Annotated in this window: 8 protein-coding genes; 1 reads left to right on the top strand and 7 read right to left on the bottom strand. The window is 64.5% G+C overall.

What is annotated here, in order from left to right; all coding sequences use genetic code 11:
• Positions 1-17: 17 nt before the first annotated feature.
• On the bottom strand, positions 18-1382 hold the full coding sequence (locus tag VWY75_RS03625) for an oligosaccharide flippase family protein (protein ID WP_416537280.1): 1365 nt from the start codon (positions 1380-1382) through the stop codon (positions 18-20).
• A 144-nt stretch (positions 1383-1526) separates the two neighbouring features.
• On the opposite strand from VWY75_RS03625, the gene VWY75_RS03630 reads away from it, so the two are divergent.
• The gene (locus VWY75_RS03630; protein WP_416537281.1) at positions 1527-2744 is read left to right on the top strand and encodes a glycosyltransferase; all 1218 of its coding nucleotides are present in this window, start codon (positions 1527-1529) and stop codon (positions 2742-2744) included.
• 18 nt (positions 2745-2762) lie between these two features.
• On the opposite strand, the gene VWY75_RS03635 is transcribed toward VWY75_RS03630, so the two are convergent.
• Genes VWY75_RS03635 through VWY75_RS03660 form a run of 6 tightly spaced genes read right to left on the bottom strand, consistent with a single transcriptional unit; the run spans position 2763 to position 13488 of the window.
• Positions 2763-3605, bottom strand: coding sequence for a glycosyltransferase (locus VWY75_RS03635; RefSeq protein WP_416537282.1), 843 nt, complete (start codon positions 3603-3605; stop codon positions 2763-2765).
• On the bottom strand, positions 3602-6175 hold the full coding sequence (locus VWY75_RS03640; RefSeq protein WP_416537283.1) for a hypothetical protein: 2574 nt from the start codon (positions 6173-6175) through the stop codon (positions 3602-3604). Before VWY75_RS03640 ends, VWY75_RS03635 begins: the two co-directional genes overlap by 4 nt.
• Entirely contained in the window at positions 6172-7074 is a 903-nt protein-coding gene (locus tag VWY75_RS03645) for a hypothetical protein (protein ID WP_416537284.1), read from the bottom strand. Before VWY75_RS03645 ends, VWY75_RS03640 begins: the two co-directional genes overlap by 4 nt.
• A complete protein-coding gene (locus VWY75_RS03650; protein WP_416537285.1) occupies positions 7071-7784 on the bottom strand; it encodes a 4'-phosphopantetheinyl transferase family protein in 714 nt (237 codons plus the stop codon). Before VWY75_RS03650 ends, VWY75_RS03645 begins: the two co-directional genes overlap by 4 nt.
• The gene (locus VWY75_RS03655; protein ID WP_416537286.1) at positions 7781-12418 is read right to left on the bottom strand and encodes a MupA/Atu3671 family FMN-dependent luciferase-like monooxygenase; all 4638 of its coding nucleotides are present in this window, start codon (positions 12416-12418) and stop codon (positions 7781-7783) included. The genes VWY75_RS03650 and VWY75_RS03655 overlap by 4 nt, the downstream gene beginning before the upstream one ends.
• The gene (locus VWY75_RS03660) at positions 12415-13488 is read right to left on the bottom strand and encodes a glycosyltransferase family 2 protein (RefSeq protein WP_416537327.1); all 1074 of its coding nucleotides are present in this window, start codon (positions 13486-13488) and stop codon (positions 12415-12417) included. Before VWY75_RS03660 ends, VWY75_RS03655 begins: the two co-directional genes overlap by 4 nt.
• Position 13489 lies beyond the last annotated feature (1 nt).

The following is a 13489-nucleotide window of genomic DNA, read 5'->3' on the forward strand; positions in this document are numbered from 1 at the left end:
GCGTTCGGTCTTGGTTCTTAGCCAACTGCGGCGATCATCGCCGTCAGCCTGTCCCAGTGCCACCAGATCGCGGACAGGCCAACCATCAGAGCCAGAACCATAAACAGCAGGTCATGCAGCGGATCCCAGACATGGTGTTTGCAGGCCAGCCAGATCATCACCGGATAGGCCATTACCATCGCCAGCCCCAGCGCGGCGATCCCGCCTGTCAGGCCAAACAGCATCACCCCGGCCAGAAACAGCACCGTCTGCGCAATCCCTCGCGCCGCCGTAAAAACAAAGAATGACCGGCTGTCCCCGGCGGCCAACGCGGCCTGATCATAGGTCATGGTGATCACAGCCGGAGCCATGGCAAGCGCGATCAGAACCACCATCGGACCGGCATCGCCATATCGCGCATCATAGAGCAGATCGACAAGCCAGGGGCCAAGCCAGGCCATCGTCAGCAGGATCGACAGGATCATCATGCTCAGCCCGGCGCGCAGCTGGCGCTGTTTGCGCCGGTACTCCGGTGCGGCGTGGGCAGGCTTGTCGCGGTAAACCGGGATCATCAGCCGCTGGTTCACCGCATGGCCGAGTGCCATCGGGAAGCTCGCCAGGAAAAACCCGATATTGTAGATACCAAGCACGTCCAGCGGGACGAACTTGCCCAGAATGGCCCGATCGCCCTGCGAGGTCAGAAACCAGAAGGCGGTCGACAGGAAAATCCATTTGCCGAAATGCAGCAATTCACGCAGCGCCGTCGGCTCCCATCGAAACCGGCTGGGCCGTCCCGGCAGTCCCAGATGCACGCTCAGCAGGAATACGCCTGCCTGCAGGACACTGCCCAGGACCAGGGCCAGAACCGATTGCGTCCACCAGGCCAGCAGAACCATGGCGCCAATACCAATAGCCTGGCTGATCAGCTCCAGCGCCGTTAGTCGACCGACCAGCAAATGGCGATGCGCCGTCTCCACGCGGATCGGGTCAAATCCGTTGAGCACCAGCGCGATACCGGCAATCGGCAGGTACCACAGCAATTCCGCTGCGCCATAGAATTGCGAAACAGGCCAGGCCAACAGCAGGGTCAACCCCCACAGGACAAAGCCACGCACCACCTGCACGCTCCAGGCCGTGTCGAGGAAATCCGGATCGTCACCGCGCTTGCTCTGGGCAATGGACGGACCGATCCCCATATCGGAAAACAGCGCCAGCCCGGTGACCACAACGCTGACCAGCGCCATCAGGCCAAAGGCTTCGGGGAACAGCAGCCGCGTCATCACCAGATTCGCCGCCAGCCGCAGCGCCTGACTGCCGCCATAGCCGATCATCAGCCAGGAGGCCGAGCGCAACACGCGGGCGGCGAGGCGTTCTCCTTGGAAAAGCGACAGGACCTGCTGCATCAATATCCTCGAGGTTTTGCGATACACTTGCGATACTGATCCTCAAAGTCGTCAATTCCGCGGCATGATCGCGGCAATGCTGGGCAAGTGCGACAACTGACGATAGCCTGCGACAAGTCTTGCATAAAATGGGCCATCGTCCTCGTGAAAATAGCGTATATTCTCAATACCTATCCGCAGCCGTCGCATAGTTTCATCCGGCGCGAGGTACAGGCGCTGGAGCGCCAGGGTCACGTGATCCATCGGATCGCCATGCGGCGCAGCAGCGCCCCTCTGGTGGATCCCGGCGACCAGGCCGAGCAGGCGCGCACCATCTACGTCCTCGACCGGGGTGCAATCGGTCTGCTCCGGGCGCTGATGCGGTCTGCTCGCAGGACGCCGCGACGTCTGATCGGCGCGCTCCGCATGGCCTGGCGCCTGGGGGCGGCGTCGCAGGCGGGGCGTCTGCGTCATCTGATCTATCTGGCCGAGGCTGCCTACGTCGCCGATTATGCCGCGCAGCAGGAGATCGCCCACCTGCACGCGCATTTCGGCACCAATGCGACCACCGTTGCACTTCTGGCCTCTGAATTGGGCGGGCGGGGCTATAGTTTCACCACCCACGGGCCAGAGGAATTCGACGCGCCGCAACCCTTGTCCCTGGGGGAGAAACTGAACCGCGCCAGATTTGCGGTAGCCATCAGCAGCTTTGGCCGCAGTCAACTGAGCCGCTGGGCGGCCTTTGGCAGCTGGGAGCGGTTGAAGGTGGTGCATTGCGGGATTGAGCCTGCACGTTTTGCGGATCCCGCGCCATTGCCGGAAGGCGCATTGCGGATTGCCGCCATCGGTCGCTTTGTGGAGCAGAAAGGCCAGATGATGCTGATCGAGGCCATGGCGCATCTGGTCGCGGATTATCCCGATCTGCATCTTGCGCTGATCGGCGATGGTGAGATGCGCCCCGATCTGGAGGCCGCCATAGCGAAGCACCGGCTTGGCGATCATGTCACGCTGACCGGCTGGCTCTCCGAGGCTGATGTCAGGGCCGAACTGGCCCGCGCGCAGGCGCTGGTGATGCCCTCCTTTGCCGAAGGTCTGCCCATGGTGGTGATGGAGGCCATGGCAGCCGCACGTCCGGTAATTGCCACCTATATCGCGGGTACGCCTGAACTGGTGCTGCCGGGAGAGACCGGCTGGCTGGTGCCTGCGGGTGATCCTGCTGCTCTGGCGCAGGCCATCCGGGATCTGGCAGCGACGCCCCATTCCAAACGGGTTGCCATGGGGCAGGCCGGGCGCGCTCGGGTTCTGGAGCGGCACGACAGCGACACAGAGGCCGCAAAGCTGGCGGCGCATTTCCGATCGGCGATTGCTGGGCAGTCCAGCTAGGCCAGCGCAATGGCCCGCCTAGCGGCCCCGCGTCCAGCGGGTTTCCTGTCGGCCGCGAAACAGCGGCGACTTCACCGCGATGGCAACAGCCGCATAGGACATAAATCCCGCCGGGTCGCGCAGCGCCCGCGCCCCAATTGCTGCGGGGCCAGGGCGGGTGACGTCCTCATTGGCCAGCAGTGCGGGGAACCGCGCGGCAATCTCTGCAACCCCGGCATTCTGGCGTCTGCGCACGCGCACCAGATTGCGAAACCCCTCGATCAGCGGCCATTGGTAGCTTGCCTCTAGCCGGAGCCGCTCGTGGGGCGCAAAGCTGAGGCGCGCGTAGATATCGTCGGCGATTATGTCCGGCCAGTCTTCCCAGCGCCCGCGCCCGGCCCGGTTCATCGCAAAGAGGCCAAACCCCGGCACCCCCTGCTGGACAAAGGGCAGTGTTTCCCAGAACCGCCCGTAAAGGCGGCTGATCAGGCTCTTGGCCGGAGCCAGCCGGGGCGACCCGCTGGCATAGCGCGGCGCGGTGCAATCCAGCGCGTGGCATATCTGCGCCATCAGCGGTGGGGCGACACACACATCGGCGTCAAGATATACCAAGATGCCACCGGTGGCCTGCGCTTCTCCCCGTTGAAGAGCCCCGATCTTGCCGCCCTCGCGCCGATCAATCACCCTGCAATCCCACCCGGGCGGCACCGTCACCGCCTGCGCCGCCGCGACCGTGGTGTCAGTGCAACCGTTGGCGATCACCAAGACCTCGGCGGTGGCACCATCCGGCAGCGGATCACTGGCAAACAACGCCGACAGACACGACCCGATATAGCCCGCCTCATTATGTGCGGGGATCAGCACGCTCAACAGCGGTGTCATTTCGCCGCCTCCACAGCGCGCCAGCGCGGGTTGTCGTCGGTCAGATAGCGCAGGCTGCCCCAGCTGCCCCATTTTCCGGGTGTCGAAACATCCGAATAGGCGGTAAACAGACTTCCGCCCAAGGCGGGCCAGCCCTGCAACAGGCTGCGATACAGGCCGCCCATCTCCTCGGTGTAATTGAAATGGCTGAAAAAACCGGTCAGCATGTCGTCATCGACCATCGGACCCAAGCCAACCACATGGCTGCCGCCCTCATACATGATCAGGTCGAGCCCGTTGGCCTCTGCAACTTTGGCATGATAGGGCAGAACCCGGCCCAGAAGATCGCTGATCGTGTCGTCGGAACTGCCGGAAACCAGCCCGTCCTGCAATTCTGCCGCTGCCAATGCGCTCGCGGCATCATATTGATGCGCCTCGACAAAATCGGCCGCGGCGGTTCCGCTGAGACCCTTGGCCCTGGCGGCGGCCTCAGCCTGCTCGCGGCTCTGGGCAATCCAGGCGCGCAGAATTGGCGCGCGTTCCGGCAGGCCGAGAACGCCGCCGAAATAGCCGGTCACCGCATAGGCGTCAAAAGCGCGGGCCGGCGGTCGGCGCGTGGCATCTTCGGCAACCCAGAGCGGCGCGGTCAGCACCTGTTCCTCCAGCCCCAGCCATCCGGTCTGGGTAGAGATAACGCGCACCAGCCGGTCATCGGCCGCCGCGCCAAAAACCTCCGTCCAGATCGCGGCAACCTCGGCAGCGCGGCCACCGTAGAACTGCATCCACAGATCCTGGCCACCCCAGCGGGCGCGGGCCTGATCATCAGCCCAGACCGCCTGTTCGAATTGCCAGTTCCAGACCTCGTTGGAATATTCCACATAGGCGGTCAGCGCTGGGTCCAGCTGCTCCCGCACCAGCCGCGCGTAGTTACGGACATAGGTGTCGTCGGCCATATGGGGCAGGGTGAACCAGGGCGCGGTGCCAAGCTGATTGGCCAGCGCCACCAGCACCTCCGCTGGCGCACCTTTGGCCGCCCAGCTGTAGTCCTGCACCCTTGGGCGATCCTCCCAGCCAACCTGTGTGCTGTCGTTGGTGGCCATCCAGTCCATGAATCGCAGCGCTGCAAACCCACGCATCCGCGCCATGAAATCCGGATTGAAGATGGCGCCGGCCTGCCAGTCCGGTAGGTGTTTTTCCATCACCACCGCGATGTTGCGGATATAGTCACCGGTTCCCTGCCGGTCGCTGCGCTGAATGCGGATTTCGACCGCGCCGGGACCGGGCGTATAGTCAAAGCGGATTTCGGTCTTGCCGTAGCGGATGTTCTTGGCCCGCCCCGTCACCTCGACAATCCCGTCGCCGTCAAACAGCAGAACATAGCGCCCAGCGAGGCTGGCGGCCTCCGCAGGCAAATCGGTGAGGATCAGCGTCCCGACCGAGCCAAGCTCCGGTGGAATTGCGGTCGGCCAGCCATCAGGGTCCAGGTATCCCGCTGCTGCAAGATCGGCATAATCCGCGCCCCCCCATTGCCCGGCCAGATGACCAATCCACGGACGGGCAGTTTTGAAATGGTCGAGAAACGGAGCCTGCGGGCTCCAATCGGCAATCGAGGCCAGGTTCATCGCAATCGGCTGATGCGGCACCTCGGCGCCCTGGGGCAGCCCCTGCGCTGCGGCGATGTCGCGCGGCGCGCTGGTCTGGCTGGCCGAAACCACTCGGTTCAGCGCAGGCAGCATCGGGTCGTCGGGCAGCGGAGGCGGATCGGCAGGCAGGGCTGCCCGCTGTGTTCGGTCCTGAGCGGCATCCCAGGCAATCTCCTGCAGTCGTCGCGCCAGGTCCGGCGCGGGCGCCTCGTAGCGACCGCCCCATTTGGAGCGCAGCTGGTGCGGCAGCCCCACCGGAGACTGATCGGTCAGCACCGCATATTGCAGCGCCGACAGAAAATAAAACCCAAGATCATTGGGATGGATATCATCGGCAAAGACATCTTCGATCCGCGCAAGGCCCGGCACCGTACCTGCCTGTATGGCGTCATCCAGTCGCGCCATCGCCTGACCTGCCTTGAGCAGCCTGATCTCTCCGCCGGTCTTTTTGTTGACCGTGTCGACGACCTTTTGCCAGCGCGGCAGATCCGCCGCCAGCCGGTCGCGCCATTGCATGGTCGCCCCCGGATCAAAAGGCACCTCAACCCCGGTTCCGCTGTTCAGGCTGTGCCAGGTTTCCTGCAGATAGACCTCAACCTCAGGGTTGGCGGTGTGGGCAAGGTTGTAGAACTGCGTCAGCGCCCCCTCGGTATCGCTCCACTTCAGATGGTTGGTGAGGGGGATCGCCTCGGTCACGATCAGCGCATCCACGCCTTCGGCCAGACGGGTGCGGGCATTGATCCCCTCGGCCTGATCGGCATGTGTCCAATTGTAGCTGAGCGGCGCGCCGTTGATGATCTGCGCCTCGACCCTGATCTCTTCGGCGATCTGTCCGGCAGTCGCGGCCGGTTGCCGGGCCAGGAGCTGGTCCAGCATCACCGGATTGTCGGGTCCGAACAGGGAATGCCCGACCATGACGACACTGGCCACCAGATCTGCCAGCGTCATGGGGAAACACCAGTGCGGGGGTGGCGCGTGATCACCTGCCAGACGATCTCCTGCACCTGCCGCGCGGCTTTGGCGCTGAAAGCATCCGCAGGCGAGCCATCGGCGCGTTGCAGCTGATGCGGCAGGCCAACCGGGCTTTTGTGATAAAGCACGCTGACATGGGTCAGCGCTACGACATAGGCGCCCAGATCGTTGATATGGATCGGGTCCAGTGCCCCCTCGGATGTGCGGGCAAAAAGCGCCTCGCGATGAGTCATCCCGTCGATCTGGCCGTCCTCGGCGGCGCGCACGACGGCGGCCATCACCTGTCCTGCGGGGATCAGATAGGCGGGACGTCTCGGATTGCGGCGGCTGTCAGATCCGGCCAGCCCGCCCAGCCAGAGCTGTTCCAGATCACCGTCGATCCGCTTCAGCCAGCCATCCGGCGTATCCAGCGGGTGCCAGGTTTCATAGAGGTATATCCGCGTCCGATCCGACCCCGCCCGGGCCAGATCAGCCCAGCGGCGAAAATATCGCGCGCCTTTGAAATAGCGCAGCGCGTCGCGCAGTTCGACCATCTCCGTCAGGATCACGGCGTCATAATCACCGGAGCCAACCGCCTCGGGTGCATCCCGCCAGACCGGAGGGTGATTGACCTGATCGAAATGCAGGATATCCAGATCCGGCTCCCAGTGATCCTGCAACGGGGTGCCCGACCCCAGCTGGCTGTTGTAGCTGTGCCCTTCCGGTGCCAGCTGCCGCACCATATGCGGCATATCGCGACCAACCAGCGAATGGCCAAGGTGGAACACCCGCATCGGGCCTGTCGGGGCCTTCAGCAAGGGCAGGGCAAAGGGGCTGGCCTGCGCGCGCAGTGGCAGCAGCGACAAGAGGGCGAGAAATCCGCGACGGCCGATCATTGCACCTCTGGCAGCTGCGCGGCGGTTGCGATCAGCCCCTCCCCGATAACAAAACGCCCGTCAATGGCGTCGCCTTTTCGAAACGGCAGCTGATCCGCTGTGAACCGCGCGCAAAACGTCCCGCTGATCTGATCGGTGCCCTGCGCCAAATCCATCTCAACTTCCATCCCGTCAAAGCCAAAGAACCGCTCGCTCAGGCGGTACTGACATTTATAAGCCGCTTCCTTGGCCGAGAATATCACTTTGGCGAGCTGGCCGGGGCTGTTTTGTTGTGCGAGCCAGTCACGCTCGGCCGGGCGGCAGATCTGCGGGATCAGGTCATTCGCCAGAGGCGTGTCCTCCTCCACGTCGACCCCGAGCCCGCGCATCTGTTGGGGCAGGGCCATAACGGCGACGGCGGCGCTGTGACAATGGCTGATCGAGCCGACAACCTCAGGCGGCCAGACCGGCGCGCGTTTGGGGCCGACGGGAATCGCGCTTGGTGTCAGGCCCAGCGTTGCCATCGCGCGATGCGCGGCAGCGCGGCCCGCCGCAAATTCGCGCCGCCGCTTCTCCACGGCATTTGGCGACAGGCAGGCGGCCTCCTCAGGGAAGGGCGGAGGCGGATCGTCCTGCGGATCGCAGGTTTCCACCACGACACAGGCGTCAAACAACCGGCGGATCAGCGCCTTGTGCCGGGCGCTGCGTGAGAGCGGATCGGCAAGGCTCATCCGCTGCGGGCCTTGCGGTTGGCCCGCATCGCGCGGCGTTTCGACATCATATCGGATTTTGCCGCCGCATCGACCGCGGGGGCGGCGGTGTCCTCTGCCGGGGCCGCTCCGGTCAGCGTGTCGATATGGCTGGCCAGCCCCGACAGCGTCGGAAACCGGAAGATATCCGTGATCGAGAGCTTCGGCACATCCAGAGCGCCGCGAATGTCGCGATGGGCCTGCACGGCCAGCAAGGAATGACCGCCGAGGGTGAAGAAATTGTCCTCTGCCCCGATACCGCTGACCCCAAGGATCCCGGCCCAGATCTCGGCAATCTTGCTCTGCGCTCCGGCGCTGAGCGGGGTGTCGGAGATGGGAGCAGTGATCCGCACCGGTTTCGGGTCCGGCAGGGCCTTGCGGTCGATCTTCTTGTTCGGCGTCAGCGGGAAGGCGGCGAGATGCTCGATATGGCTTGGCACCATGACGGCAGCGAGCTGCTGCGCCAGCGCGGCCTTGAGTGCTGCCTGATCCGGCGGCAGCGCGCCGGTGACATAGGCAACCAGCCGGGTGTCTGCCCCGCTGTCGCGCGCCACCACAACCGCGCCGGTTATCCCGTCCATGGCTGCAAGCGCGGCCTCGATTTCGCCCAGCTCGATCCGCTGGCCCCGGATCTTGACCTGATGGTCACTACGGCCGAGGAATTCCAGCTGGCCATCGCCGCGCCAGCGGACCAGATCGCCGGTGCGATAAAGATGGGTCGAGGTCACCCCGGCGCCCGCATCGCTAAAGGGATCGGGAATAAACCGTTCCGCAGTCAGCTCGGGGCGCTGCCAATACCCGGCGGTGACGCCTGCGCCGCCGATCAGCAGCTCCCCCGGCACTCCGACCGGCTGCGGAGACAGATCCTCCTTGACGACATAAACAGTGGTATTGGCAATCGGCGCCCCGATTTGGGCGGTCCCGGCGGGCACGCCGGATAGGGTCTGCATGGTTGACCAGATCGTCGTCTCCGTCGGTCCGTACATATTGTGGATCTCTGCGCTGGTCGCCCCGCGCAGATCCGCGACCAGATCTCCCGGCAGCGCCTCCCCGCCGATCAGCAGGTGCGACAGCCGCCCCAGCACCGGGCGCGCATCGGCATCCGCGGTGATCATCCGCGCCATCGACGGGGTGCATTGCATATGGGTGACGCCATGGCGAAGGATCTGCGCCGCCAGCGAGACATCCTCCGCCGCAAGTTCCTGCGGGGCATTGGCAAGACGCAGCACCTCCGCAAGGGGTTTCAGCCCCTCCAGCACCACCTCGGGCGCGATGCCATAGTCGATCAGACAGGCGATTTCATCAACGCCAATCCGCTTCAGCTGTTCGACCCGCTGCATGGCATCGGCAATGGTTCCAAACAGGCCGGAGTCTTCGAAATACCGTTCAAAGGCGAAGTCCAGAATGGCCTCCAGCTCCTCTGTCGAGAGCATCCCGAGATCCATTTCAAACGGGTTTTTCACCCCCTCGGGTTTCTTGAACGCGGGGAAGGCCCAGGCGTATTGCTTGATCAGACCGGCCGCTGCGCGCAGGTAATCCTTCATCGGTTCACGGGCCGTGGCGCGGGCTTCCTCGCGGGTATCGGCAAGATAGCTGTGTAGCATCAACGTGACCTTGTGATCGCGCGGATCGTGACCAGCCGCGCGCAGGGCGTCGTGGTATATGGCGATCTTGCCCGCGACTTCGTCGATGCTCTGGCCCAGCAGATGGGTCAGCACATTGGCCCCGATGCTGCCAGCTTCGCGCCAGGTCTCGGGGTTGCCGGCCGTTGTCACCCAGACCGGCAGTTCCTTTGACACCGGGCGCGGCTGGGTCAGCACCGCGTGGTCGCCGCCATCCTTGCGCGGGAAGGCAACCTCCTCGCCGCGCCAGAGCTTGCGCACGGTCTCGATCGCCTCAAACAGCGCAGGCTTGTTGGCGGGGGGGGTGTTTTCGGGGCGCAGGATGAAATCATCCGGCTGCCAGCCCGAGGCAAAGCCAATACCGGCGCGGCCGCCGGTCAGATTGTCGATCACCGACCATTCCTCGGCAATCCGGGCCGGGTGGTGCAGCGGCGCCACGCAGGAGCCCGCGCGCACACCGATATTCTTCGTCACCGCAGCCACCGCCGCGCCGGTTACCGCCGGGTTCGGATAGGGGCCGCCAAAGGCGTGGAAATGCCGCTCCGGTGTCCAGACCGCGTTGAACCCGTGCTGATCGGCGAATTTCGCGCCCTCCAGCAGCAGTTCATATTTGCGCGGACCGGGGCCGTCGTCATTGCCCCAGTAGAACAGGTTGAAGTCCATGCCCCGGTCGCTGGTTGCGATGGGGCCATTGGACAGCTGCAACCGTGCCTCATCACTGGACAGCACCAGCTTGAAGCCGCGCGACAGGGTCCAGAACAGCTCAAGCACGGAGATATCAAACGACAGGCTGGTCACTGCCAGCCAGCAATCGCCCGGCTGATGCGGAACCCGCTGGTCCATTGCGGCAAAGAAATTTGCCACATTGCCATGGCGCACCATCACCCCCTTTGGGGTGCCGGTAGAGCCGGAGGTATAGATCAGATAAGCCAGATCCTGCGGCTCCGGCTGGGTGGTCGGCCCACCGCTGCCTGCGGGTGTCTCCGGCAGATCATCCAGACAGAGAACATCGGCAGATGCGGTGCCGGGCAGCTGGTCGCGCAAACGGCTGTCGGTCAGGATCACACTGGCCGCGCTGTCGGTGATGAAATGCGCGATCCGATCCGCCGGATAGGCCGGATCAAGCGGCACATAGGCCCCGCCCGCGGCCATGGTCGCCAGCGCCGCGATGACCAGCGCAGGGCTCCGCCCCAGATAGATGCCGACATGGCTGCCCGGCGCAACACCCCTATGGCGCAGCAGCGCCGCCAGTTGTTCCACCTCCTCAGATAGCTCCGCGTAGGTCAGGCTTTGATTTTCGTAGACCAGCGCTGTGGCCTCCGGGGTCCGCGCCACCTGGGCTGCAAATTCTGCCAGGATGGTGGTGTACTGCGTCCCGGTCAGAGCGGTTTCATTCCAGGCCACCAGCATCTGTTGCCGTTCGGTCTCTGGCAGAACGGGCAGATCGGCAAAAGTCCCCTCGGCCGCTGCGTCGCGCGCTGCGACCAGCATGTTGATCCGAGCGATCAGCAGGTCGACGGCCTGCGCATCAAGGCGTGTGCTATCGGCCTCCAGAGTCAGCCTGCCATCCGTCAGGCAAAGCGTCGCCGCACATCCCGCAATGGGCCGGTCGCTCCCCAGATTGCAGCCGATGTCGGGGCAAAGGCCGCTGCCTGCGGTCTGCCGCAGCTCTGGCGCGCGGGCGATCAGATCGGATGCGAATCCGCCGCTGTTGCGGATGCTGTCGAGATCCTCGCGTAGGCGGGTTTGCAGGTCTGCCAGGTGGCTGTCGCGGCTGGATTGCACCGGCACCCAGTCACAGATCATCCCTGTGACCGCCGCCTGTTGCAGCGCATCATTGCTAAGCGCGATCCCCGCAGCCTCGGACCCTGAACTGCACAGCGCCAGGGCAAGCGCCGTGGTCACCGCATCGGCTTCCGTCATGGCATGGCCGTCGGGCAGGTTCAGCGCGTGGCTGGTGATATCGGCACCGGCATCGCCCGCGGGTCTGGCAAGCGGCAGATCCGTGGCAGGCAGCGCGGCGAGGGCCGCGCGCCATCTGGCTTCGCTTGCCTGTGTTGCGGCCAGCCGCCCTGTCAGATCGCGGCGCGTCTCCGCATTCAGCTGCCGCAGCACATCCCCGGTTTGGACATGGGTGCCGGCGCGGATCAGGCGACCATCGCTATGGTGCAACCCCAGCAGCCGCAGCGCGCCGTCGTCGCAGGCCAGCGTGACGCTGGTGTCGTCGACGGCTAGCACCGTGCCCGGTGCCGCCGATCCCGGCACCACCTCGGCAGAGCCGATCAGCACCACCGGCGCGCTGTCCTCCGTGCCCAGATGTAGCTTGGCCGCGCAGAGCGGGTTCCAATAGCCGTTGAAATCAAGCGCGCGGATCAGCCGGTGCACATCAGCCGCAGGCTGCGACAGGTCCAGCAGGGCGCCGGCTTCGGGCCGATCAGCGCGGGTATAGAGCTTGCGGGTGCTGAAATCCTGCGCCTGCCGCGCCAGCGTGTCGGTTTCCAGCTGGCTCAGCACATCGCCGAAGCTGTCCATCGCCGCGGCGTAGCATTTGGCGTTGAGACTATAGGCCGTCTCATCCCCGGCAATCTCAAACAGGCGCTGGGCGAGGATGTCGCCCTCATCCACACCGCCTTCGATCATATGCCAGGTGATACCGTATTCCGTCGCCCCTTCGATCAGGGCCCAGTTCGGCGTATTGAGACCGGCATAGCGCGGCAAAGGTCCATCATGGAAATTGACGCCGCCCTTGGTCGCGCGGGTCAGCACGCTGTCGGGGATGATTTCGAGATTGGCGATCGACATCAGCCAGTCCACCGATCCGCCAAAGTCGCGCGCATCCTCCAGCACGCTCAGCCCCTTGTCAGCGGCCCACTGGCGGATTTCGGCGTCTTTGGTCACTACGGCGGCGATGCTGTGGCCACGGGCCATCAAGGTGTCGGCACAGGCGACAAGCAGCGATTCATTGCCAAGCACGATACAGGAGAATGGGGTCATTTCTGCTCCTCCGGTTGAGACGGGGTCTGGCGCGTTTCCATAGGCTGGGTTTGGCGGCGGCGAAAGATCGCGCGGCTATGATGAACGATCAGGTCCCGCAGAAAATAGGGCGGATCCGAGGCGGGTTTGTCCGAAACCAGCCGCCGCAGCCCATAGAGCAGGCTGCCCGTGATCAGCGCCAATGTGGCTCCGACCGTATAGGCGCGCCCATGGGTGCTGAGAAAGTAGTGCAGCCTGCTGTCGAACCAGTATTGCGGTGTGCGCTGCCAATCCTTCATCCCGGTTGAGGCGGATCCCACATGGGCCACCTCGCTTTCCGGCAGATAATGCGTGCTCCATCCGGCGCGGGCGGCACGGTGGCACAATTCGGTTTCCTCGAAATAGAGAAAGAAGGTCTCGTCAAAACCTCCAACCGCCTCGATCACCTCGCGTCGGATCATCAGGCTGGCACCAGCGGTCCAATCCAGCTGGGTTGGCTCGGTCGGGATCTCCATGGGCACCACGGCATCTTTCAGCAGGCGGGTCACGATGCCGGTCCGCACCGAGGATTCGAATTCCCCCGCAATGGTCGGGAACCGGAAGGCGGTGCAATGGGGCGTCCCATCGGTGCCCCGCACATAAGAGCCGACCAGCCCGGCGGTTGGTGTGGCCTGCAAGAAATCCCGCAATGCGCGGATCGCTCCCGGCTGCACAAAGGCATCCGAGTTCAGCAGATAATAAAACTCAGGCGCGCTGCCATCGGCGAGGCCGAGGCGAAAGCCGATGTTCATGCCCGCCCCAAACCCGCCGTTGCGGTCGCTGGCGATCAGGCGCAGGCGGCCGCTGTCCAGCCAGCCACGCTCCTGCACCGCCGTCAGCAATTTGTCATAGGACCCATCGCCAGAGCCATTGTCTATGATCACCACCTCACCTTGCAGCGCGTTCATCTGCTCCAGCGCGGCGGCGGCACAGTCCAGCGTCATTTCGGGCGTCTTGTAGTTCAGGATGATGGTCAGAATACGCGCCGGTTCGGCCCCGGCTGCCGGGCGCGCGCAGGTCTCCGTCTGCTGTGGGGCGGGGCTGTCGGTCATG

This window comes from Phaeobacter sp. JH20_08, from assembly GCF_048056635.1.
Taxonomy (GTDB): domain Bacteria; phylum Pseudomonadota; class Alphaproteobacteria; order Rhodobacterales; family Rhodobacteraceae; genus Phaeobacter; species Phaeobacter bryozoorum.